The organism is Streptomyces sp. iso_384 (genome assembly GCF_056172905.1).
In genome coordinates this window covers 4,950,573-4,973,208 of sequence record NZ_JBWBTT010000001.1, presented here as the reverse complement: position 1 = coordinate 4,973,208, position 22,636 = coordinate 4,950,573, and the positions used below count along the sequence as shown (strand labels likewise).

The 22,636-nt window shown below is 74.3% G+C and carries 17 protein-coding genes and 1 pseudogene; 10 read left to right on the top strand and 8 right to left on the bottom strand.

Annotated features, from left to right (window positions below; genetic code table 11):
* Positions 1 to 35 precede the first annotated feature (35 nt).
* The 6 genes and pseudogenes from AC0VY3_RS22310 (at position 36) to AC0VY3_RS22285 (ending at position 7,784) form a co-directional block, all read left to right on the top strand.
* Positions 36 to 2,051: a S9 family peptidase gene (locus tag AC0VY3_RS22310; protein ID WP_475550420.1), complete on the top strand. Its 2,016-nt coding sequence runs from the start codon at positions 36 to 38 to the stop codon at positions 2,049 to 2,051.
* Complete coding sequence (locus AC0VY3_RS22305; protein ID WP_475550419.1) at positions 2,048 to 3,031, top strand: S66 peptidase family protein; 984 nt, start codon at positions 2,048 to 2,050, stop codon at positions 3,029 to 3,031. Before AC0VY3_RS22310 ends, AC0VY3_RS22305 begins: the two co-directional genes overlap by 4 nt.
* Positions 3,032 to 3,219: 188 nt before the next feature.
* The gene (locus AC0VY3_RS22300) at positions 3,220 to 4,977 is read left to right on the top strand and encodes a CocE/NonD family hydrolase (protein ID WP_475551720.1); all 1,758 of its coding nucleotides are present in this window, start codon (positions 3,220 to 3,222) and stop codon (positions 4,975 to 4,977) included.
* 141 nt (positions 4,978 to 5,118) lie between these two features.
* On the top strand, positions 5,119 to 5,358 hold the full coding sequence (locus tag AC0VY3_RS22295; RefSeq protein WP_103507223.1) for a LapA family protein: 240 nt from the start codon (positions 5,119 to 5,121) through the stop codon (positions 5,356 to 5,358).
* A gap of 64 nt (positions 5,359 to 5,422) precedes the next feature.
* A pseudogene (locus AC0VY3_RS22290) lies at positions 5,423 to 5,728 on the top strand (hypothetical protein); the annotation flags it as partial.
* Between the two features lie 70 nt (positions 5,729 to 5,798).
* Positions 5,799 to 7,784 carry a DUF5107 domain-containing protein gene (locus AC0VY3_RS22285; RefSeq protein WP_475550418.1) on the top strand — a complete coding sequence of 662 codons (1,986 nt, stop codon included), beginning with the start codon at positions 5,799 to 5,801 and terminating at the stop codon, positions 7,782 to 7,784.
* A gap of 22 nt (positions 7,785 to 7,806) precedes the next feature.
* Here the strand turns inward: AC0VY3_RS22285 and AC0VY3_RS22280 are convergent, their stop codons facing one another.
* From AC0VY3_RS22280 to AC0VY3_RS22270, 3 genes are all read right to left on the bottom strand, one after another.
* Positions 7,807 to 8,160, bottom strand: coding sequence for a VOC family protein (locus AC0VY3_RS22280; RefSeq protein ID WP_103507221.1), 354 nt, complete (start codon positions 8,158 to 8,160; stop codon positions 7,807 to 7,809).
* Positions 8,161 to 8,252: 92 nt separating this feature from the next.
* Positions 8,253 to 9,062, bottom strand: a complete 810-nt coding sequence (locus AC0VY3_RS22275; protein WP_475550417.1) for a methyltransferase domain-containing protein — start codon at positions 9,060 to 9,062, stop codon at positions 8,253 to 8,255.
* Positions 9,063 to 9,180: 118 nt separating this feature from the next.
* On the bottom strand, positions 9,181 to 10,686 hold the full coding sequence (locus AC0VY3_RS22270; protein WP_475550416.1) for a diacylglycerol kinase family protein: 1,506 nt from the start codon (positions 10,684 to 10,686) through the stop codon (positions 9,181 to 9,183).
* Between the two features lie 296 nt (positions 10,687 to 10,982).
* Here AC0VY3_RS22270 and AC0VY3_RS22265 point away from each other — a divergent pair, with 296 nt between their 5' ends.
* Positions 10,983 to 12,338, top strand: a complete 1,356-nt coding sequence (locus tag AC0VY3_RS22265; RefSeq protein WP_475550415.1) for an aminotransferase class I/II-fold pyridoxal phosphate-dependent enzyme — start codon at positions 10,983 to 10,985, stop codon at positions 12,336 to 12,338.
* A gap of 48 nt (positions 12,339 to 12,386) precedes the next feature.
* Here the strand turns inward: AC0VY3_RS22265 and AC0VY3_RS22260 are convergent, their stop codons facing one another.
* Both AC0VY3_RS22260 and AC0VY3_RS22255 read right to left on the bottom strand, forming a co-directional pair.
* The gene (locus tag AC0VY3_RS22260; protein WP_103508007.1) at positions 12,387 to 13,025 is read right to left on the bottom strand and encodes a DedA family protein; all 639 of its coding nucleotides are present in this window, start codon (positions 13,023 to 13,025) and stop codon (positions 12,387 to 12,389) included.
* Complete coding sequence (locus AC0VY3_RS22255) at positions 13,022 to 13,804, bottom strand: MBL fold metallo-hydrolase (protein WP_475550414.1); 783 nt, start codon at positions 13,802 to 13,804, stop codon at positions 13,022 to 13,024. Before AC0VY3_RS22255 ends, AC0VY3_RS22260 begins: the two co-directional genes overlap by 4 nt.
* Positions 13,805 to 14,027: 223 nt before the next feature.
* Here AC0VY3_RS22255 and AC0VY3_RS22250 point away from each other — a divergent pair, with 223 nt between their 5' ends.
* Positions 14,028 to 16,235 carry a phage holin family protein gene (locus AC0VY3_RS22250; protein ID WP_475550413.1) on the top strand — a complete coding sequence of 736 codons (2,208 nt, stop codon included), beginning with the start codon at positions 14,028 to 14,030 and terminating at the stop codon, positions 16,233 to 16,235.
* A gap of 1 nt (position 16,236) precedes the next feature.
* Here AC0VY3_RS22250 and AC0VY3_RS22245 read toward each other — a convergent pair whose 3' ends face one another.
* The 3 genes from AC0VY3_RS22245 to AC0VY3_RS22235 form a co-directional block, all read right to left on the bottom strand.
* Complete coding sequence (locus AC0VY3_RS22245; RefSeq protein WP_030083698.1) at positions 16,237 to 17,289, bottom strand: LacI family DNA-binding transcriptional regulator; 1,053 nt, start codon at positions 17,287 to 17,289, stop codon at positions 16,237 to 16,239.
* 34 nt (positions 17,290 to 17,323) lie between these two features.
* Positions 17,324 to 17,971, bottom strand: coding sequence for a DUF305 domain-containing protein (locus AC0VY3_RS22240; RefSeq protein ID WP_103508009.1), 648 nt, complete (start codon positions 17,969 to 17,971; stop codon positions 17,324 to 17,326).
* An 86-nt stretch (positions 17,972 to 18,057) separates the two neighbouring features.
* Positions 18,058 to 18,996: a DUF1996 domain-containing protein gene (locus AC0VY3_RS22235; protein WP_475550412.1), complete on the bottom strand. Its 939-nt coding sequence runs from the start codon at positions 18,994 to 18,996 to the stop codon at positions 18,058 to 18,060.
* 222 nt (positions 18,997 to 19,218) lie between these two features.
* On the opposite strand from AC0VY3_RS22235, the gene ligA reads away from it, so the two are divergent.
* The gene (ligA, locus tag AC0VY3_RS22230; RefSeq protein WP_475550411.1) at positions 19,219 to 21,372 is read left to right on the top strand and encodes an NAD-dependent DNA ligase LigA; all 2,154 of its coding nucleotides are present in this window, start codon (positions 19,219 to 19,221) and stop codon (positions 21,370 to 21,372) included.
* 510 nt (positions 21,373 to 21,882) lie between these two features.
* Positions 21,883 to 22,599, top strand: coding sequence for a rod shape-determining protein (locus AC0VY3_RS22225; RefSeq protein ID WP_475550410.1), 717 nt, complete (start codon positions 21,883 to 21,885; stop codon positions 22,597 to 22,599).
* Positions 22,600 to 22,636 lie beyond the last annotated feature (37 nt).

Genomic DNA, 22,636 nt, shown 5'->3' with positions numbered 1-22,636 from the left:
GCCGACCGATCCGCACCCCGGGGGGACCGACCCACGTGAACACCGTGCCAGCAGCGCCGTACGGAAGTTGGCCGTCGCCGATCGACGCGGCGCTCGCCGCCTCGCACGACGGCCGACCCGACCACCTCGGCACCGTCGGGGACGAGGTGTGGTGGACCGAGCCGCGCCCCGCCGAGGACGGCCGGCGCGCCCTGATGCGCCGCCGCGCCGACGGCACCACCGCCCCCGTGCTGCCCGCCCCCTGGAACGCCCGCAGCCGGGTGATCGAGTACGGCGGACAGCCCTGGGCCGGCACGGTGCGCGAGGACGGCGAACTCCTCGTGATGTTCGTCCACTTCACCGATCAGCGGCTGTACGCGTACCGCCCCGACGGGCCGGACGAGCCGTGGCCGCTCACCCCCGTGTCGGACCTCGGCGGCGGGCTGCGCTGGGCGGACCCGCAGGTGCGCCCGGAGCACGGCGCGGCGGGCGAAGTGTGGTGCGTGCTGGAGGAGTTCACCGGGCCCGCGCCCACCGACGTACGGCGGGTCGTCGCCGCCGTTCCGCTGGACGGCTCGGCGGCCGACGACCGTTCGGCGGTCCGTGAACTCTCCGACGACCGGCACCGGTTCGTCACCGGACCCAAGGTCTCCCACGACGGTCGGCGGGCGGCCTGGATCGCCTGGGACCACCCCCGGATGCCGTGGGACGGCACGGTGGTCATGCTGGCCGACATCACCGACTCGGGCGCGTTCGCCGGCGCACGGCCCCTCGTCGGCGACCTCGACGAATCGGTCTGCCAGGTGGAGTGGGACCGCGACGGCAGCCTGCTGTTCGTCTCCGACCTCGCCGACTGGTGGGAGCTGCAGCGCATCCGGCCCGACGCGGTCGCGGGCGGCGTGGTTCCCAGCAGCCGCCTGCTGCCGCCCCGGGGCGAGGAGTTCGGCGGTCCGCTGTGGAAGGTCGGGCTGCGCTGGTTCCATCCGCTGGACAACGGGCTGATCGCCGTCCTGCACGGCAGAGGCGGCATGCGGCTCGGCATCCTCGACCCGGAGACCGGTGAACTCGCCGACGTACCGGGCCCCTGGACCTCCTGGGCCGACACGCTCGCCGTCCACGGCAGCCGGGTCGTCGGCGTCGCTGCGAGCCCCCGCAGCAGCCCCGAGATCGTCGAGCTGGACACCGCGACCGGGCACGCCCGCGTCATCGGCACACCCCACCACGACGCGGTCGACCCCGCGTACTACCCGGTGCCCGAGGACCGCACCTTCACCGGTCCCGACGGCCGCGAGATCCACGCCCACATCCACCCGCCGCACAGCCCCGACCGCACCGGACCCGAGGGTGAGAAGCCGCCGTACGTCGTCCGGGCGCACGGCGGGCCCACCGGCCACGCGCCGCTCGTCCTCGACCTGGAGATCGCCTACTTCACCTCGCGCGGCATCGGTGTGGCAGAGGTCAACTACGGCGGCTCCACCGGTTACGGGCGCGGCTACCGCGAACGGCTGCGCGGCCAGTGGGGCGTGGTCGACGTGGCCGACTGCGCGGCCGTGGCATCGGCCCTGGTCGAGGAGGGCTCCGCCGACCCGGACCGGCTCGCGATCCGGGGCGGCAGCGCGGGCGGCTGGACCACGGCCGCCTCGCTGACCTCCACCGACCTGTACGCCTGCGGGACGATCCTCTACCCGATCCTGGACCTCGAAGGGTGGGCCGCGGACGAGACCCACGACTTCGAGTCGCGGTATCTGGAGTCCCTCGTCGGCCCGTTCGCCGAGGTGCCCGAGCGCTACCGGGAACGCTCCCCGATGAACCGCACCGACCGGCTCAACACCCCGTTCCTGCTGCTCCAGGGCCTGGACGACGTGATCTGCCCGCCCGCCCAGAGCGAGCGGTTCCTCGCCGCCGTCGCCGACCGGGGCGTCGCCCACGCCTATATCGCCTTCCCGGGGGAGAGCCACGGATTCCGGCGAGCGGAGACCCTGGTCCGCGCACTTGAGGCCGAACTCTCCCTCTACGCACAGACGTTCGGTATCGACCGGCCCGATGTGGACCCCCTGGAGCTGACCACATGACCGGTGAGGACCGGGCCCCGGCGGCCGGGGCCCACAGCCCGGCCGCGCCGCTCGCCCGGCCGCCCCGGCTGCGCCCCGGCTCCCGGGTCGCCGTCGTCGCGCCCAGCGGCCCGGTGCCCGCCGACCGGCTGGAGGAAGGTCTCGCCGTGCTGCGCGACTGGGGCCTCGAACCCGTCGTCGGCGCCCATGTTCGCGACACCCACCCGGAGCTGGACCACCTCGCCGGGGCGGACGCGGACCGTGGTGCGGACCTCCGGCAGGCGTGGTGCGATCCGTCCGTGGACGCCGTCCTGTGCGCCCGGGGCGGCTACGGCGCGCACCGGATGGTCGACCTCGTCGACTGGGCGGCGATCCGGGCCGCCGGGCCCAAGGCGTTCGTCGGCTACAGCGACATCACCGTGCTGCACGAGGCGTTCGCCCTGCGGGCCGGGTTCTCGACCCTGCACGGGCCGATGGTCGCCACCGAGACGTTCCTCAAGGACGCGCCGACCCGCGAGCACCTGCGCGCCACACTCTTCGAGCCGGAGAGCGTCCGCACCTTGGGCCTGGAATCGGCCGGGGCCCTGGTCCCCGGCCGGGCGCGGGGCGTCCTGTACGGCGGTTGTGTCAGCCTGCTCGCCGCCGACCACGGCACCCCGGGAGGCCGGACGCACGGCCGGGGCGGGCTCCTGGTGATCGAGGACACCGGGGAGGAGCCCTACCGGCTCGACGGCATCCTCACCCGGCTGCTGCGCTCCGGGGCCCTGGACGCGGTCGCCGGAGTGGCCTGCGGCTCCTGGCAGGAGTGCGGACCGTACGAGAAGATCCGCGCCGTCCTCGCCGACCGGCTGGGCCCGTTGGGCATACCCGTGGTCGAGGAGCTGGGCTTCGGCCACGGCCCGACCGCCCTCACGATTCCGCTGGGCGTGTCCGCGGTGCTCGACGCACCGGCGGACGGCGGGCGTTGCACGCTCACCGTCGAAACCCCCGCCCTGCGCTGAGCCTGTCCTCGGGCCTCCCGCCCGAAGATGTGTGCATGGGTGCGCGGAACGTGAACTTCCGTCAAGAACCGCTGACCGATGCGTTGACACGGCTATGAGCTGTGTCACAGCATGAGCGCGGCCCAATACTTACCGGCCGGTAAGGTGTCCTCGGTGTGGAGGTCTTCGTGTCAGGTGCTGTTTCCAGAGTGCGCGGCCCGCTGGTGGCGGTCGCCGGGGCGGCCCTCGCCGCCCCCCTCGTCCTCGCCGGCCCGGCCCATGCCGAGGCCGACCCGTACACCGTCACCCCGCTGACGTTCACCGTCGAGGCGGGCGACCGCACCTGCACGGTGGACGCCGATCTCTACCGGCCCACCGGAGTCGACGCGGGCCGCCCCGCCCCCGCCGTCCTCGCCACCAACGGCTTCGGCGGCAGCAAGGACGACGGCTCCACCGACGCCATCGGCAAGGCCTTCGCCGAACGCGGCTACGTCGGGCTCGTCTACTCCGGCCTGGGCTTCGGCAAGTCCGGCTGCCTGATCACCCTCGACGACCCCGGGATCGACGGCAAGGCCGCGACCGAACTCCTCGACTTCCTCGGGGGAGCCCGCACGGCCGACGACGGGACCAGGGCCGACTACGTCACCCAGGACGCCGACGGCGACCCGCGCGTCGGCATGATCGGCGGCTCCTACGGCGGCGCGATCCAGCTGGCCACCGCCGCCGTCGATCCCCGCGTCGACGCCCTCGTCCCGCTGATCACCTGGAACGACCTCGGCTACGCGCTCGCCCCCAACAACACCGGGGCGCGCACCGGCGTCACCTCCGACACCCCGGGTGTCTTCAAGTGGCAGTGGACCAACGGCTTCTACCTCATCGGCGAAGGCCAGCCGCTGCTCAACCCGAGCCTGGACCCGTCCCGCATCAACCGGCTGGACTGCCTGCACTTCGCCACCCGCGCCTGCGAGACCATCCGGCTGCTCAACTCCGGCCGCTACCCCGCCGATCAGGCCGAGGACATGCTCGCCTACGCGCGCAGCGTCTCGCCCGTCTCCTACCTCGACCGGGTCAAGGCCCCCACCCTCATCGTCCAGGGCCAGGCCGACAGCCTGTTCAACCTCAACGAGGCCACGGCGACCTACCGGACGCTCAAGGCGCAGGGTACCGAGACGAAGATGATCTGGCAGTCCTGGGGGCACAGCGGCGGCCAGGTGCCCGGCGAACTCGACCTGAGCCAGGGCAATCTGGAGAGCAGTCACGTCGGGCAGCGGGTCCTGTCCTGGTTCGACCGCTACCTGCGGAAGAGGACGGACACCGACACCGGACCCGCCTTCTCCTACTACCGCGACTGGCAGAGCGGCTACGGCTCGGCCGCCGACGTCCCCGCCCTCTCGCAGTCCCTCTACCTCTCCGGCGACGGCAAACTCGTCGACAACCGGTCCAAGGTGGCGCGCGGCAGCCGCCAGTACACCAACTGGCTCGTGCCCACCAGCCACTCCGAGAGCTCCATCGCCCCGCTGATCGGCCTGCCCGACCCGAAGCCGTACGACATCAAGGGCACCTACCTCGGCTGGCGCAGCGAGCCCCTCACCGCGCCCCTCGACGTCGTCGGCGCGCCGAAGGCCACCCTGAAGGTCCTCTCCCCGAAGGCGGAACGGGTCCAGAACAGCGGCGACGCCTCCGACAAGCTGGTCCTCTTCTCCAAGGTGTACGACGTCGCGCCCGACGGCACCCGGACACTGGTGAACCGGCTCGTCTCGCCCGTCCGGGTCCCCGACGTCACCCGGCCCTTCACCGTGGAGCTGCCCGGCATCGTCCACCGGTACGAGGAGGGGCACCGTCTGGAGTTCGTGATCGCCGCCAGCGACACCGCGTACTTCGGCAACCGGGGCGTCAAGCCCGTCACCGTCGTCCACGCCCCCGAGGACACCGGCGTCCTGGAGCTCCCGGTGGTCCCGGCCGGCTGATACCCGTCACCCTCGCGTTCACCCGAACGGCGCAACATCACCGCCCTCCGGACCCGGCATCCGTCCATGCTGGGAACCCGGGGGGCGGTCGCGCGCACGACGGCGGGCCGACGGGCCAGGAACGAGCGAAAGGGCCGGACCATGAGCCCCAAGGACGTATCGAGCGACAGCGGGCGCGCCCAGGGGTGGCTCACTCCAGGGCGTATCGCGGTCGGTGTGGTGGTCGTGCTCGTCATCGTGTTCATCTGCGTGAACACGAACGACGTCACCATCCGGTTGCTGATCCCCGAGGTGACGATGCCGCTGTGGTCCGCGCTGGCCGCCATGTTCCTCATCGGGCTCGGCTGCGGCGGCTACCTCTTCCGCCGCCGGGGGAAGTGACGGCGGGCACGGACCGGGCCGGACGGGAGCCGCGCGCTGTCGGCGAAGCGGCTTGAGGGCTGTGCGCCACGACCCGGGCGACCGGCAGGAGCGCGACGGGGTGGTCGACGCCGCCGCCATCGCCCGGTACCCCCGCACCCTCGCCGACCGCGTCGAAGGACATGCACGGGCCGGGGAGTTCGCCCTCGTCCTCGGCGGCGACTGCTCCATCCAGCTCGGCGCCGCCCTCGCCCTGCGCCACATCGGCCGGTACGGGCTCGCCGCCGTCGACGGATCCGCCGACTTCCGGCACGCCGGCAACAGCGACCGGATCGGCGCGGCGGGCCCGGGCGCGCGAAATCCGGCCGACCGGGCTCTGGTCCACGCGGCCACCTGCGTGTTCCATGGTCACCGGGGGCGCCCGGACCTGCGGCGGCCCGCCGCGAGGGAACGAGGGTGCCTTGGCCACGACCGTACGACGTGCCGTACTGAACCTGCCCGCAGCACCGCTCGGGCCGGAGAACCCGCTCCCACCGCTGGGCACGCCCGCCGCGCCGCCCACCCTCGACCCCCGCGAACGGGCCGGTCTGCCCCGCGACATGGCCCGGCAACTGGGCCACCGGCCGCTGCGCACCATCCTGCCCACCCGGCTGCTCGACGGCTACGGGCGCGAGCGCACCCCCACCGACCTCGACGCCGTCGTCATCGAGAACGACCGGCTGCGGGTCACCGTGCTGCCCGGACTCGGCGGCCGGATCCACTCCCTGCACCACAAGCCCACCGGCCGTGAACTGCTCCACCGCAACCCGGTCCTGCAGCCCGCGGCCTTCGCCCTCAACGGGGCCTGGTTCGCCGGCGGGATCGAGTGGAACATCGGCGCCACCGGCCACACCACCCTGTCCTGCGCACCCCTGCACACCGCGCTCGTGCCCGCACCGGACGGGGGCGCGATGGTCCGGCTCTGGGAGTGGGAGCGGCTGCGCGACCTGCCCTTCCAGGTGGACCTCTGGCTCCCCGACGACTCCGACTTCCTGCACGTCGGTGTACGGATACGCAACCCGCACGAGCAGCCCGCACCGGTCTACTGGTGGTCCAACATCGCCGTCCTGCAGACCCCGGACACCCGGGTGCTGGTCCCGGCCGAGGAGGCCTGGCACTTCGGCTACGACCACACCCTCACCCGGGTCGGCGTCCCGGAGACGGACGGCCTCGACCACACCTACCCGCTGCGTTCCGCGTACCCCGCCGACCACTTCTACGAGCTGCCCGAGGACGCCCGCCGGTGGATCGCCGCGCTCGACGCGGACGGCCACGGACTCGCCCAGACCTCCACCGACCTGCTGCGCGGCCGCAAACTGTTCCGCTGGGGCCACGGGAAGGGCGGCCGCCGCTGGCAGGAGTGGCTGAACGGCCCCGAGGGCGGCGGCTACGCGGAGATCCAGGCCGGTCTCGCCCGCACCCAGCTGGAGCACGTCCCACTGGATGCGGGCGCCGCGTTCAGCTGGCTGGAGTCCTACGGCCCGCTGTCCGCCGACCCGGCCACCGTGCACGGAGACGACTGGGCCGCCGCCACCGAGGAGACCGGCGCGCGGCTGGAGCAGGCGCTCCCGCGCGGCACGGTGGAGGAGGCCTACGCGGCCTGGCTGCCGTACGCCGACGCCGAACCGGGCGAGATCCTCGCCACCGGATCCGGCTGGGGCGCGCTGGAGGTGCTGCGGGCCGGCCACCGGCTGCCCGGAACGCCGTTCCCGGTCTCCGCCATCGGCGCACCGCAGGCCCCTTGGCGTGCGCTGCTGGAGCACGGCACCCTGCCGCAGCCGGGCCCGGACGGCATACCGGGGCCGACACCGGTCTCGCCGCCCTGGCGCGACATGCTGGAGACCGCCGACGCCGACCCGCACACCGAATACCACCTGGGCATCGCGCAGTGGCACGCCGACGACCGGGCCCAGGCCGTCCGCAGCTGGGAACGCGGCCTGGAGTGCGATCCGGCGCCCCGCTGGCCGCTGCTGCGCTGCCTCGCCGTCGCCGCCGAGGAGAGCGGCAGGCCGGACCACGCCGCCGAGCTGTACGCCGAGGCCTTCGCGGACCTCGGCGCTCCGGGAACGGGCGACCTCGCCACATCGCCGGAGGGCGGCGCCCTGCTCGCCGCCCTGGCCCGCGAGACCATCGAGGCACAGCTGTCCGCCGGCCGGTCCGGCGCGGCCCGGACACTGCTCACCGGACTGCCGGGCGCGATCCGCGAGCGCGGACGCTTCCGGCTGCTCGACGCCCGGATCCTGGTCGCCGAGGGCGACACCGGAGCGGCGCGTGCGATCTTCGACGCCGGATTCGAGGTCGCCGACCTGCGCGAAGGGGCCGCAATCCTCGGTGAGTTGTGGGCATCCGTCAGCGACGAGCCGCTGCCGGACGCCTACGACTTCCGGATGCGCCCGCCCCAGGAGTGATCGCCGCGCCCCGGGCGGCCGGTCAGACGGTGACGTTGCGGTCCACGTACTCGAAGACCGAGCCGTCCGGGTGCAGCGCGATGAGATTGCGGCCGGCCGGGGTCGGCACCGGCCCCGCGATGACCCGCGCGCCCGCCCGGGTCAGCGCCTCGTTCGCCTCGTCGACATCCTTGACGGCGATGGTCGCGCCCACCTTGCGCAGCACCTCCAGCTCCGACTCCGGCCCGCTCATCAACAGGAAGCAGCCGATCGCGGCCACCGACACCCCGCCGCGCTCGAAGCGCAGAGCCGGGGTGCCCGTCAGCCCCTCGTAGAAGGCCACCGCGGCCTCCAGGTCGTCGACGCAGATACGCAGCGTGGTTCCGAGGATCTCCATGCGTACGAGGGTAGTTGGCGGCCGCCGCCGGCGTGATCGATTCCGGTCGGGCCGGGCTTCCGCTCACGCGCCGTCGCGTCCCCCGCGTCACCTCACACCCGGCACAGCAGCTCACCGTGCGGGACCAGGAACCAGCCGTCGCGCTCCTCGCCCCAGGAGCGCCACGCCCCGGCGATGGCCGTGAGCTGTTCGGTGCTCGCATGGCCGCCGCGTACGGCCAGTTCGGCGTAGACCGAGTCCGTCGTACGGTCCGCCCACAGGCCGCTCCACCAGGCTCGGGTCTCCGGGGTGGCGAAACACCAGGCGCCCGCGGTCGGGGTGATGTCGGTGAACCCGGCCCGCCGCGCCCACGACAGGAGCCTGCGGCCGGCGTCGGGCTCGCCGCCGTTGCCGCGGGCCACCCGGCCGTACACCTCCTGCCACTCGTCGAGCCCGGGGGCCTCCGGATACCAGGTCATCGCCGCGTAGTCGCTGTCGCGCACCGCGACCGCGCCGCCGGGCCGGCAGACCCGTCGCATCTCGCGCAGCGCCTGGACCGGGTCGCCCACGTGCTGGAGCACCTGATGGGCGTGGACCACGTCGAACGAGTCGTCCGGGAAGTCCAGCGCATGGACGTCGGCCACCGCGAACCCGACGTTCTCCAGGCCTCGTTCGGCCGCCACCGCGGCGGCCTGGCCGAGGATGTCGGTGCTGGTGTCAACCGCGGTGACCCGGCCCGGCGCGACCAGGGCGGCCAGATCGGCGGTGATGGTCCCGGGACCGCAGCCGACGTCCAGCACCGTCAGGCCGGGGCCGAGTTCACCGAGGAGATACGCCGCCGAGTTGGCGGCGGTCCGCCAGCGGTGCGAGCGCAGGACCGACTCGTGGTGGCCGTGCGTGTACACGGCGGTCTCCTTCGGCATGGCGTTGCGTCCTCTCCCGAAACCTCGCGCCGACGGGCACGGCGACAGGAACCACCGTACGTCGCCATGTCGGATGATGAGATAGGCGTCTTGCCATGCGGACCAGTGCTGCGGTGCGTCAGACCGGCATCGGGCAGTAGACGGTCAGCGCCTCCGGCAGCTTGTCGATCAGCAACTCCGTTCCGGAGTGCGCCACTTCACCGTCGTACGCGTACGGCGTACCCGGCGCGAGGCCGCCGATCCGCACCCGGCGCCGCCGCACCGCCGCATGGGCGGGGGAGCGGGTCAGCGGTCCCGCCACCGCCGCCGCCAGCAGCCGCAGCGCGGGCCCCCGGCCGCCGTGCACCACCCGGACGTCCAGCAGCCCGTCCGCCAGATTGTGGCGGCGGCCCGGAGCGGGGCCCACCCGCTGGAAGAGCCCGTTCCCGACGAAGAGCAGCCACAACGGACGCCTGCGGCCCTGCAGTTCGGCCTCCAGCGGCCGCTCGCCGCGCAGCACGTGGAACGCCGCGAGCACCCCCGCGGGCCAGCCGCCGATCCGGGGCGACCAGTGCTCCCGGGTGCGCACGAGGTCCGGATAGACGCCCAGCGAGAAGGCGTTGAGGAAATAGCCGTCCGCCCCGTCCGCGCCCTTGGGGCCCGGCCGGAAGCGGCCGAGGTCCACCCGGATCGCATCGCCCGCGGTGAGGGCGGCGGCGGTGTCGTGGACGGTCTCGATGCCCAGGTCGTAGGCGAAGTGGTTGAGCGTGCCGCCGGGGAAGACGGCCAGCGGCATCCCGTGCGTCGCGGCGACGGACGCCGCCAGGTTCACCGTGCCGTCGCCGCCGCACACGCCCAGCGCCCGGCCCTGGCCCGCCGCCTTCTCCAGCGCGGCCGACAGCTCCTCGGGCGGCACCTCCACGACCTGCGCCGCGGGCAGCGCCTCGCGCACCAGCGACGCGGTCGCGGTGGCCGTGCCCGACTCCTGGTTCACCACCACGACGAGGTCCTTCCCGGCGGGCAGCGCCGGGGCCTCACCGGGCGGGCGGCCGGGCGCGGGCAGCTGGCCACGGGTGGGCACGACCCCGCGCAGGGTGAACGCGGCGCCCACACCGAGCGCCGCACCCGCCAGCACATCGCTCGGATAGTGGACGCCGGTGTAGACCCGGGAGGCGGCCACGGCCACCGCGACCGGGGCCACGACCGCGCCCCAGCCCCTGGACTCCAGCGCCACCCCGGTGGCGAAGGCGGCGGCCGACGCGGCGTGGCCGGAGGGGAAGGAGGTGGTGACCGGCTGCCGCTTGAGCTGCCGCACCACCGGCACCAGGTCGACTATCGGCCGCTCGCGGCGCACCGCGCCCTTGCCGACCGTGTTGATCGCCGCCGAGGCCACGGCGAGGGACGCCACCCCGCGCACCGCGGCCCGCCGGGAGCGCGCACTGCTGCCGAGGGCCGCGATCCCGGCCGCCGCCCCGAACCAGAGCAGCCCGTGGTTGGCGCTGCGGCTCAGCCTGGGCAGCAGCGGGTCGGCGCCCGGCCAGTGCCGGTCCGCGACGCTCCGGAAGACGGCCAGGTCCCGCCCTTGCAGCCAGCCGCGCAACCGGGCGGCGGCGGGGGCGGCGGATGAGGTTCTCGGTGTGGACATGGCTCAGCGAATACCCGGCCGGGCCGGGCTGAACCAGCAGGCGCGCTGAGACCCCGGCCACGTGGAGCCACCGACCGGCGGAACAGCCCACGCGGTGACGGCCCCGGCGCCGGGTGCGCGATGTGAGCGGGCGGGCCGCCCGGAACCTCCGTATAAAGAAGCCAGAGAGGCCGTCATGGAGAAGCCGCGGACGCCGTCGGCCCGGGGCCGGAGCCGGATGCGGCCCCGGGCCCGGTGGCAGGGCGGGCGGCCGGGGGCGCGCAGACGCGGAGCGACGAACGGCGGAGGAGGCCCGGATGCACGGGACCGAGGACACCGGCCGGCCCGGGAACCGGGCCGGGGCGCAGGACCCGGCTCACGGGCAGGACCGGGTCCGTCGGCCGGGTGAGGAGGCCGCCCACGCGCAGGACCCGGCCCGTCGGCCGGGTGACCGGGCCGTCCACGCGCACGAGGACCACGGGCCCGTCCGCTACGGGCCGCCCGCGCCCGACCCCGGTCTCCCGGTCGTCCCCGAGCTGGCCGCCGTTCTCGCCGCCGCCTCCGCCCGGACCCGCCCCGAACCTCCCGGCGGCGGCCCGGTCCTGCGGGAGGCGGCCCGCGGCTACTGGGACCGGCGCGGGCTGCACGGTACGGCGGGCAGCATCGCCGCCGCCCCCGGCGCCCAGCCGCTCCTCCTGGCGCTGATCGGCGCGCACGGCGGCGACGTCCTCATGCCGCGACCCTGCCCGGCCACCTGGATGCCACAGGCCCGGCTGCTGGGGCGGCCCGCCTACCACGTGCCGACCCCGGCCGAGTGCGGCGGTGTGCCCGACCCGTACGCCCTGCTGGAGACCGTCCGCCGGGTCCGCGCCGAGGGCGGCCGGCCGAAGCTGCTGCTGCTGTCCGTCGTGGACGACCCCACCGCCACCGTCGCCCCGCCCGAGCTGGTCCGTGAGGCCTGCGAGGCGGCGGTCGGCGAAGGGCTGCACATCATCAGCGACGAGACCTGGCGCGACACCGTGCACCGGCCCCGCGACACCGTCCTGCTCAGCCCCGCCGAGATGTGCCCGGACGATGTGACGGTCATCGCCGACCTGGCCGGAGCCCTCGCGCCCGCCGCCTGGCCGGTCGCCGTCGCCCGCTTCCCGGACACCGCCCGGGCCGCCGTCCGGCACGCCCGCACCCTGGACATCCTCACCGCACTCGGCGCGCTCGTCGCCGGTCCGATCGCCCACGCGGCCGCCCACGCGCTGGCGGAACCGGATTCCGTACGCGACCGGATCCGGCGGGCCGCGGCGCTCCAGACCGAGGTCGCCGCCGCCGCCCACCGCGCGGTCCTCGGCTCCGGCGCACTGGCCCGCCCACCGCAGGCGGGCCGCCACTTCTACGCCGACCTCGGCCCGCTGCGCGCCCGGCTGGCCGATCTGGGCGTCACGGACTCCATGGAGCTGGAGGAGTACCTCACCGACCGGCTCGGCGCACCGGCCCCGGGCGGTCACCGCTTCGGGGACGAGCTCGGCGCCCTGCGCGTACGCATGGGCACGGGTCCGCTGCTGGGCGCCACGCCGCAGCAGCAGACGGAGTCCCTCACCGCCGCGAAACCCCTGGAGCTCCCGCACGTGGTGCAGGCGCTGGACGGCTTCGCGGCGGTCTTCGCCGCACTGCGCCGATGACGGGCGGGACCGTGCGTGGCCGCCGAGCGAGGCTGCGAGGGCACGCGGTCACGAACACGCCGGGCCGAACCGCGACCGCAGCCTGCGCCACACCGCCGGGGCCCCGCTGACCAGCAGCGTCAGGACCACCGCCGCGACCACCCCCTGCCACGGCTCCGGAAACAGCGAACCGCCCAGGATGCCGATCAGCTGATACGTCGCCGCCCAGGCCAGACACGCCGGAACGTCGCCCCGGGCGAACCGGCGCAACGGCATCCGGCCCAACAGGCAGGCCAGCATCACCGGGATCCGCCCGGCCGGCACCAGCCGGGAGAGCACCAGCACCGTTCCGCCGCGCTCGTCCAGCTTCGCCTGCGCCTGGGCCAGCCGCTCCGGCGCGGCCCGGCGGGTGATCGCCTCCAGCCACTTCGAGCCGTTCTTCGACCGCACCCCGCGCTGCCCCAGCCAGTACAGACAGATGTCGCCGAGGAACGCGGCGGCCGACGCCACCACGAACACGAAGAGCAGGGCGAACGGCGACGTCTGGTGGAACGCCACCACCGCCGCCGTACTCACCAGCGCCCCCGTCGGCACCACGGGCACCAAGGACCCCAGCGCCACCAGGGCGAACAGCGTCGGGTACCCGACCGCCTGCTGGGTCGACTCGGTGGGCAGCTCCCGCACCACCTGCTGGATCTCCTGGATCACCGGCCCACCTCCGGACCCACCCGTTCTCCGTGCCCCAGCAGGTGCACCGCCACCTCGGGCGCGCGCTTCGCCGCGTGCCGGACGAACTCGTCGCCCGGCGCGTGGAACTCGTGCGGACGCACCCCGTCCAGACCGATCGGCCAGTACGTGCCGTAGTGCACCGGCACCGCGGAGCGCGGCGCGAGCCGGGTCAGGGCCTCGGCGGCACGGGACGGGTCGAGATGGCCGTGCCCCAGGTAGGGACCCCAGCCACCCACGGGCAGCAGCGCCACGTCCACCGGACCCACCGCGTCCGCCATGTCGTCGAAGAGCCCGGTGTCCCCGGCGAAGTACGTCCGGGCCTCGCCCTCGACCACGTAACCGAGCGCGGGCGCGCGGTGCGGGCCGACCGGCAGCCGTCGCCCGTCGTGCAGCGCGAACACCGCCCGCACCCGCACCTCACCGACCCGAACCGTGTCGCCCGGCTTCACCTCGGTGATCTGCAGCTGCCGCCTCCGCCGGAGCATCCGCAGCCCCGGCACGGCCGCAACCGCGCCGCTCGGCACGATCAGCCGGCTGCCGGGGGCCAGCCGGGCCAGCGACGGCAGATGCAGATGGTCGGAGTGGAGGTGGGAGACCAGCACCACCTCCGCGACCGCGGCCTGCGGCGGCGGCACCTCGCCCCGGCGGCGGCGCAGATGCGCGAAGCGCCGTACGAACAGGGGGTCGGTCAGCACCCGCACCCCCGAGTCCTCGATCGTGCAGGTGGCATGACCCCACCAGGTGACCTCCACCGGCACGTCCGCCTCCTCGCTCGACCCCCGTGACCCCGTGTCCCGGCGCGGCCCGCGCCACCCGTGCCCGGGTGCGCTGCCGCTACGAGCCTATGCGCCCCCCGTACCGTCCCGCCGCCCCCGGCCGGTCCGCCCGGAAGCCGCTGACCGGGACCGACGCTGTGAAAAGCTGAAGAGCGGGCCCCGGACGCGCGGGGCCGGGGGCGGAGAGGGCGTGAGGTGGACCGGCGTGGGTGACGGGAAGTGGCGTACGGCGGGCAGAGCCCTGATGCGGGTGACCGCGGTCTGGGCGGTGTCCACCCTCACCATGCTCGCGCTCGCCGGCATCCTGCCCGACTTCCAGCTCCAGTCCGACGACGGCGACACCATCACCAAGACGGCCTTCACCGCCGCCTGGGGCGCGGGCGCGTTCGGTCTGCTCTCCGCCCTGGTCTGGCCCGTCCTCGTACGGTCCCTGCTCATCGTCCCGGCGCTCGTCCTCGGCGCGCTGGTCTTCTTCCTCAACGGTTCGCTGCTGCTGATAGCGCTGCGGCTCATCCCGGACGGACGCGGCGACGCCGCGCCGGAGACCGCCGTCGTCGTGGCCGCCGTGATGTCCGCCGTCGCCTCCGCCACCTCCACCGCCCTCGCCGTCCGCGACGACGAGGCCTACCGCCGCCGGCTGTCCCGGCTCGCCGACCGGCGCCGCAGACGCGGGCGCTCCCCGCGCCCGCCGGAGCCCGGCCGCGAAGGACCGCCCGGCACCGTCTTCCTCCAGCTCGACGGCGTCGGCCACGACGTCCTGGTGAAGGCCGCCGCAGACGGGCTGATGCCGACCGTCGCCGGCTGGCTCGCCGACTCCTCCGGACACCGGCTCACCCCCTGGCGCACCGACTGGTCCAGCCAGACCGGCGCCAGCCAGCTCGGCATCCTGCACGGCAGCAACCACGACGTGCCCGCGTTCCGCTGGTACGAGAAGGAGACCCGCACGCTCATGGTCTCCAGCCGGCCCGCGAGCGCCCTCGAAATGCAGCGCCGGGCCATCGCGCGCACCCGCGACGGAGGGCTGCTCACCGTCGACGGCGCGAGCCGCGGCAACCTCTTCAGCGGCGGCGCCGGACAGCTCGCCCTGGTCCTCTCCATGGCCGCCCGGCGCGGCAAGGGCCGCCGCTCCCGAGCCGGGTACTTCGCCTACTTCTCCGACCCCGCCAACGCGACCCGCACCGCGCTCTCCTTCGTCGCCGAGGTCTTCCGCGAGATCGGCCAGTCGATCCGCGCCCGCGCCCGGAAGGCCACCCCCCGGATCAAGCGCGGCGGGCTCTACCCCTTCATCCGCGCCTTCGCCACCGTCGTGGAGCGCGACGTGGTCGCCGCCGCCGTCCTCGGCGACATGTTCGCCGGACGCACCGCCGTCTACGCCGACCTGGTCGCCTACGACGAGGTCGCCCACCACTCCGGCCCGCACAGCCGCGACGCGGAGAAGGTCCTCGTACGCCTCGACCGCTCGCTCGCCCTGATCGCCAAGATCGCCGACCACACCCCGCGCGCCTACCGGATCGTGCTCCTGTCCGACCACGGCCAGAGCCCCGGCGAGACCTTCGCGGGGAAGTACGGGCTCACGCTCAAGGACCTCGTCCGGGCGGGCTGCGGGCTGCCCGTGCCACGCCGGGCCCAGCGCACCCGCAGCGCCTCCGAGGCCCGCGACGCGGTGCGGATCGCCCTCCACCGTCCGGTCGAGGACCAGGAGGCCGAGCACCCGGCCAAGCTCTCCGACCCGATCGTGCTGGCCTCCGGCAACCTCGGGCTCATCTCCTTCCCCGACATCGAGGGCCGCGCCTCCCGCGAACAGATCGAGCGCCGCCATCCGGCGCTGCTCTCCACGCTCGCCAACCACCCGGGGATCGGCTTCCTTCTCGTACGCAGCGAGGCACACGGCTCCGTGGTGCTCGGGCCCGGCGGGGCCGAGGTCCCCGTCGCCGGACTGGCGGACGGCGAGGGCCCGCTCGCGGACTTCGGCGTCGGGGCGGCGGCCGCCGTACGGCGCACCGACACCTTCCCGCACGTCGCCGACGTCATGGTCAACTCCATGTACGACCCCGCCACCGGCACCGTGCACGCCTTCGAGGAGCAGATCGGTTCGCACGGCGGCCTCGGGGGCGAACAGTCCCGGCCGTTCCTGCTCTGGCCGCGCGGACTGACGGATCCGCTCGACATCGTGGCCGCCGAGACCGCGGAGGGCGCGCCCGCGCCGCCGGGCGGCGGGCTGGTGGGCGCCGAGGCGGTGCACCGGGTGCTGACCCGCTGGCTCCAGGAGTCCTCAGGACCTCAGGTACCGGTCCGGGCGGAGGGCTTCGCCGGGGCCGACCTGGCGGACGAGCCGTTCCCGGCCGCGGCTCCGGTGCCGAGGACTCCCGTTCCGGAGGCCCCTGTTCCGGACGTGCCGGAGACGGAGGCCTGACTCAGGCCGACTGACGCCGTACGAGCGTCGGCGGGAAGAGCACGGAGGGCGAGGGGCCGCTCGGCTCACCGATCTGCTTCAGCAGCAGCCGGGCCATCTCCGCGGCCATCTCCTCCACCGGCTGCCGGACCGTGGTCAGCGGCGGGTCGCAGGCGGCCGCCGCGCTGCTGTCGTCGAAGCCGACCACCGCCACATCGGACGGCACATCGCGCCCGGCCCGGAGCAGCACCGGGAGCGCGCCCAGCGCCATCAGGTCGGAGGCGATGAACACCCCGTCCAGGTCGGGGCGGTCCGCCAGCAGCCTGCGCATGGCCGCGGCCCCGCCCAGATGCGTGAAGTCCCCCTCGGCGCAGGCCACGTCCTCGATGCCGTGCGCGGCGACGGCCTCCAGGAAACCGGTCAGCCGGACCTGCCCGGCGGGCATGTCCTGCGGCCCCGAGACGGTGCCGATGCGCCGCCGCCCCAGCGCGGCCAGGTGGTCGGCAGCAAGCCGCGCCCCGGCGTGCTGGTCGACCTCCACATAGGCCAGCGGCGACGGCTTGTGCGGACGGCCCGCGAGGACGGCGGGCATCCGGGTCTCCTGGAGCAGCCCGGGAAGCGGATCGTCGGCGTGCGTGGTGATCAGCACGACCCCGTCGACATGGCCGTGCCGCAGATAGGAGAGCAGCTGGGTCCGGGAGGCCTCGTCGTCGGCCAGCATCACGACCATCTGGATCCCGGCCGGGCGCAGCACCTCCAGCAGCCCGCTGACGACCCGGCCGAAGTACGGGTCGGAGAACATCCGGCCGACGAACGGCTCGGACATCGGCCGCCGTTCCCGCTCGGAGACCACCAGGGCCACCGAGTCGGTCCGCCGGGTCACCAGCGAGCGCGCCGCCCGGTTGGGCACATAGCCGGTGGTCGCCACCGCCTCCTCGACCACGGTGCGCAGGGCGGGGTCCACCGTGGTCGCCCCGTTGATCACCCGGGACACCGTCGCCCGTGACACACCGGCCACGGCCGCCACGTCCTCCAAGGTCGTGGGGCGTACGGGCGGCGGCACTTCGGCTGTCATGCAGCCCTTTATACCCGCAGGCAGGCCGCCCCGTTCAGCCGAGGGCCCGCTCCGCGCCCGGCAGTCGTTCCAGCTCGGCGAGGAAGGTCTCGCGCGCCGTGACAAGGGCGCGGGCCAGTTCACGGGCGTCCGCCCGGCCGCCCGCGGTGATCTCGGAACGCGACACCTGCGCGGACTGGCGCAGATGGTCCCGGATCCCGGCGAGGACGAGCCGGTCGAACGCGGGCCCCTCGGCTGCGCGGGCCGCCGTCAGGTCCCGCTCGGTCACCATGCCGGGCATGTCGTGCCCCGCGTGCACATCGGTCAGGGGCAGCCCCATCCGGGTCGACAGAGGCCGCAGACGGTCGAGTTCGGCCTCCTGGCCGGCGCGCAGCCGGACCGCGAAGGCGCGGAGCCGCGGTTCGTCCGCACGCTCGGCGGCGAGCGTCAGCAGCTTCACCGCCTGCTGGTTCATCGGCGTCATCAGCTGGATCCAGCCGACGTCGGTGGCGGAGGCGGATCTGATGGCGGACGGCGGGGTGGACTTCCGTACCTCTGCGGTACGGGGCGCGGAGTCCGCCGCCGTACGGGGTCCGGAGTCCGCCGCCGATGAGCAGCCGGCCGCGCCGGTGAGGACCAGCACGCCCAGCAGGCCGAGGACGGCGGCCCGGTGGGGGAGCGGCGGGAGGTTCATGCGGTTCATGAGGTGTCCTCGTACGGTGGGGGAGGGTGCCCGCCCCGGAGCCGGGGCCCCGGAGCGGACGCGGTGCGCACGGAGTTGACGGCTGATCAGGGCATGCCGTCGAAACCGCACTTGACGATCGCGTTGATGCAGTCGCGGACGCGCTGCGTCATCTCCTCCTCCGGCCATACGGTGAAGAAGTCGCCGTGCATGGTGTAGCCGGGCCCGGACGCCAGCCGGAAGCGGGCCGGGTCGCCGTTCACCGGATAGCGCAGCACCTGCCGGAGCTTGGGCACCGGCACCGGGTGGGTGGCCGGGCAGCCCCCGGCCACCGGGTAGGCCATGTGGCTCTTGTGGTCGGCGGAGTCGAGATCCGTACCGTTCCAGCACTGCGGGAAGTCCAGGTAGGACTCCATCATCGTGCCGGGCGGGCAGTTCACGAAGTCCGTCGAGGGGTTGACCTCACCGGCGTGCAGGCACGACCAGCGGGCGATCGTGTTGTCCTGCGGGCCGGTCGCCTTCGCGTTGCCGGCCACGATGCGCAGGCCCCGCGGGAAGGGCTGGATCTGCCGGATGACGTCGTCGCTGACCCCTTCGCCGAGGTAGTAGAAGGTGGTGCCGGTGGGCTCCACCTCCTGGTCGCCGTCGTAGAGGGTGGGCACCCAGTACGACGACAGGTCGGTGTCGGGGGAGCACGAGGTGCGGCCCTGCTCCAGCGAGGCCAGGTCGGAGCCGGCGTGCGTGGTGTCGTTGCCGAAGAAGCTGTGCATGTGGGAGGCGCCCGGCAGCCCGGGGAAGACGATCGGGTCGCCGGGGGCCCGGTGGGTGTACGGGCATTCCGCGAGGAACTCGGCCACCCGCACCACATCCGCGGCGGCCTTCGGAGCGGTGTCCGCGGTGGCACGGTCGGCCGCCGCGTTGCCCACGTTGGCCTGGAGGAAGGAGAGGGCGAGGGCCGCCGCGGCGAGCCCGGCGATTCTGTACCGCCAGGGCGGCAGGGAACGTTGGCGGCGGTGGTCCGGATCGCGTCGATGACGAAAGAGCACGGCACTCCTGTTCGGGACGTGGGGGATGGAGGATTCCTCGATCATGAGAGAGAGCGCTCTCTCGGAGGAACGTGGAATTGCCTTCTGTGCATGCCAAGAGAGTGTGCAGGCCAAAGAAATAAGCCTGATCGAAAGCGAGTTGGGGATGCCTGTGATGAAGAGCGCTCTCTCGCGATCGAGGTGGAGGAGGGATCAGCGGCGTTGTCAGTGGTGGGCGGAAGAATGGTGGCCATGACGAACTCAGCTGCTGTGCTCGCCGATGCCGCCGCCTATGCCGCCGCGGTCGAAGAGGCCTCGCTCGCCGCCGCCGCGTACTACGCCACGGGCGAGAGCGCGCTGGACGACGACGCCTACGACCGGCTGGCGCGCGGGATAGCCGCGTACGAGGCGGACCACCCGGACGAGGTGCTCGCCGCCTCGCCGACGGGCAAGGTCGCGGGCGGGGCCGCCGTCGGCGACGTGCCGCACACGGTGCCCATGCTGTCGCTGGACAACGTGTTCTCGGCCGAGCAGTTCGCGACCTGGACCGCGTCGCTGGAGCGCCGGATCGGCAGACCGGTGACGGCATGGAGCGTCGAGCCGAAGCTGGACGGCCTGGCGGTCGCCGCGCGCTATCGGAGCGGCCGGTTCGAGCGCCTCATCACCCGGGGCGACGGCACGGCGGGCGAGGACGTCTCGCACGCGGCCGGTGCGGTCGTCGGGCTGCCGGAGCGGCTGGCCGAACCGGTCACCATCGAGGTGCGCGGCGAGATCCTCATGACCAACGAGCAGTTCGAGCAGGGCAACGCGATCCGTACGGAGCACGGCGGCGCCCCCTTCGCCAATCCGCGCAACGGGGCGGCGGGCACCCTGCGCGCCAAGGGCCGGGCCTACCGCGTGGAGACGACCTTCTTCGCCTACGGCGCACTGCCGCTGCACGATTCCGGGGAGCTTGCCGAGCCCCTCCCCGAACTGCCCCACAGCGAGCTCCTGGCGTACGTCGCCGGCCTCGGCGTGCACACGGCCGCGGGCACCGACGTGGCGCCGGTCCGGGTCGCCACGGTCGAGGAGGTCCAGGCACGGGTGGCCGAGACGGCCTCCCTGCGCGCCTCGCTGCCGTTCGGCATCGACGGGATCGTGATCAAGGCCGATCTGGCGGCCGACCAGCGCGAGGCCGGCTCCGGCACCCGCGCGCCCCGCTGGGCCATCGCCCACAAGCTGCCCGCCGTGGAGAAGATCACCCGCCTGCTGTCCGTCGAGTGGAACGTCGGGCGCACGGGCATCATCGCGCCGCGCGCCGTCCTGGAGCCCGTGGAGATCGACGGCTCCACCGTCGGTTACGCCACCCTGCACAACCCGGCCGACATCACCCGCCGCGACCTGCGGCTGGGGGACCAGGTGATGGTCTACAAGGCCGGCGACATCATCCCGCGCATCGAGGCTCCCGTCGTGCACCTGCGCACCGGCGACGAGACGCCCATCGCCTTCCCCGAGAGCTGCCCGCAGTGCGGTTCCGCCATCGACACGAGCGAGCAGCGCTGGCGCTGCACCCGGGGCCGCGACTGCCACCTGGTCGCCTCCGTCTCGTATGCGGCGGGGCGCGATCAGCTCGACATCGAGGGCCTCGGCTCCACGCGGGTCGTCCAGCTCGTCGACGCGGGTCTCGTCGCCGACTTCGCGGATCTGTTCACCCTGGAGCGCGAGCAGCTGCTCTCCCTCGACCGGATGGGCGAGACCTCCACGGACAACCTCCTGGCGGCCATCGACACCGCCCGCGCCCGGCCGCTCTCCCGGGTCTTCTGCGCCCTGGGCGTGCGCGGCACGGGGCGTTCCATGTCGCGCCGCATCGCGCGGTATTTCGCCACGATGGACCGGATCGTCGCCGCCGACGTGGAGACCCTTCAGCGGGTCGACGGCATCGGCAAGGAGAAGGCGGCCGCGGTGGTCGCCGAGCTGGCGGAGCTGGCTCCGCTGATCGGCAAGCTCGTCGCGGCCGGGGTGAACATGACGGAGCCGGGCGCCACCCCGCCCCCGGAGCCCGGGACGGAGGCGCCGGGCGGCGCGGACGCGCGGACGGGTGGCGGAGAGACCGTGGCAGAGGCCGGTGGCGACGGCGGAACCGGCTCCGCGCTGCCCCTGTCGGGGATGACCGTGGTGGTCACGGGCGCGATGTCCGGAGTGCTGGAGAAGCTGACGCGCAACCAGATGAACGAGCTGATCGAGCGGGCCGGCGGCAAGTCGTCCTCCAGCGTCTCCAGGCGCACGAGTCTGCTGGTCGCCGGGGAGAAGGCCGGATCCAAGTGCACCAAGGCGGAGGACCTGGGGGTCCGGATCGCGGTGCCGGAGGAGTTCGCGGAGCTGGTCGGCGCCTTCCTGGAGGCGGGGGAGGAGCGCTGACCTGATGGCGCCCGCTGTGCGAAGTCGAGGTTCAGTCCTGTGAATCTGCGGGGAAGTGGCGTTCCACCACCCCGTATTGCATAGTGAGGGATCGGTCGCGCCTCGCTATCAGCGGGCCGACGGGGTGCTTGGACGGCTGCGACGGGCGGCCGGGGGTGAGGGACGATGCGTTCTGTGCACGACGGACAGCGACCGGGTCGCGCCGTCCCCCCGTCGTCGGGCCCCGCCCCGGCCGCCGCCCTTCCGACCACACCGCCACCGGCTGTCCGTATCCCGATCGCTTCCGCGCCCGGCGAGTGGCGAGGGCCGCTCCGCCCGGGTGCGGGCCCATGGGGGAAGGGCCCCGGACCGCTTCGTGACGGGAGCGGTGCCGGGGCGTTCGGGGCGGGTCGTTCCCACGCGGTCCTCCGCACGTACCACCGGCACGAGGGCGCGCCGGGCGCACCGGGTGCCACTCCGGCCGCCCGGGGGCTGGCCCTGGACCTCGGCAGCTCCCGTACCCGGGCCTGGGTGCCCGGCCGGGGCCTGGTTCCCGACCCGTACCCCGCCTCCGGCCCCCACGGGGGCGCCGAACGGCCGGTCCGGCGCGGACGCATCGTCGACCCCGAGTCCTGCGGACGGCTGCTCGGCCGGATCGCCGACGCGGCCCTGGGCCCGGACCGCAGCGACAGCGTGATCGTCCTCAGCCACCCGGTGCTCGCCGGGGCCGAACACCGCACCGCCGCACGGGCGTTGCTCGCCGGGCTCGGGACGACGCGCGTCGTGGTCCTCAGCAGCGCCCGGGCCGCCGCCGCGTACGCCGGTCCGAGGGAGGCGGGCCCGCTTCTCGTCGTCGACATGGGGGCCGAGCTGACCGAGGTCACGCTCCTGGTGGGCGGCCTGGTCGCCGACGCCCGGCAGGCCGAGAGCGGACTCGACGATCTCGACGGCCTCGATCCGGCGGCGCTGCCCGCCGCCCTCGTCCGCACCGTGCTCGACATGATCACCTCCATGTGGCGGCACGACCGGCACGGCGCGATCCGCGGAGCCCTGCGCAAGGGCCCGGTGCTCGCGGGCGGCGGCGCGCTGCGGGCGGATGTCACCGATCGCATCGCCCGCTGCCTCGGCACCCGGGTGCGGCTGGCCGACGACCCGTCGACCACGGTCGTCCGGGGCGCCGGACAGATCCTCAGCTCCGTGCTCCGCCATCGGACGGCGCCGCCCGAGCATTCCGGCCGACCGAGGTGACGCCGTACCCGGGACGGCCCCGGGCGAACGCGTTCCG

What these genes read in the sequence shown, in the direction of transcription:
- AC0VY3_RS22305 (WP_475550419.1), top strand. Translation starts at nt 2,048, where the DNA reads ATGACCGGTGAGGACCGGGCCCCGGCGGCCGGGGCCCACAGCCCGGCC.
- AC0VY3_RS22295 (WP_103507223.1), top strand. Translation starts at nt 5,119, where the DNA reads ATGAGCCCCAAGGACGTATCGAGCGACAGCGGGCGCGCCCAGGGGTGG.
- AC0VY3_RS22280 (WP_103507221.1), bottom strand. Translation starts at nt 8,160, where the DNA reads ATGGAGATCCTCGGAACCACGCTGCGTATCTGCGTCGACGACCTGGAG.
- AC0VY3_RS22275 (WP_475550417.1), bottom strand. Translation starts at nt 9,062, where the DNA reads ATGCCGAAGGAGACCGCCGTGTACACGCACGGCCACCACGAGTCGGTC.
- AC0VY3_RS22270 (WP_475550416.1), bottom strand. Translation starts at nt 10,686, where the DNA reads ATGTCCACACCGAGAACCTCATCCGCCGCCCCCGCCGCCGCCCGGTTG.
- AC0VY3_RS22265 (WP_475550415.1), top strand. Translation starts at nt 10,983, where the DNA reads ATGCACGGGACCGAGGACACCGGCCGGCCCGGGAACCGGGCCGGGGCG.
- AC0VY3_RS22245 (WP_030083698.1), bottom strand. Translation starts at nt 17,289, where the DNA reads ATGACAGCCGAAGTGCCGCCGCCCGTACGCCCCACGACCTTGGAGGAC.
- AC0VY3_RS22240 (WP_103508009.1), bottom strand. Translation starts at nt 17,971, where the DNA reads ATGAACCGCATGAACCTCCCGCCGCTCCCCCACCGGGCCGCCGTCCTC.
- ligA (WP_475550411.1), top strand. Translation starts at nt 19,219, where the DNA reads ATGGTGGCCATGACGAACTCAGCTGCTGTGCTCGCCGATGCCGCCGCC.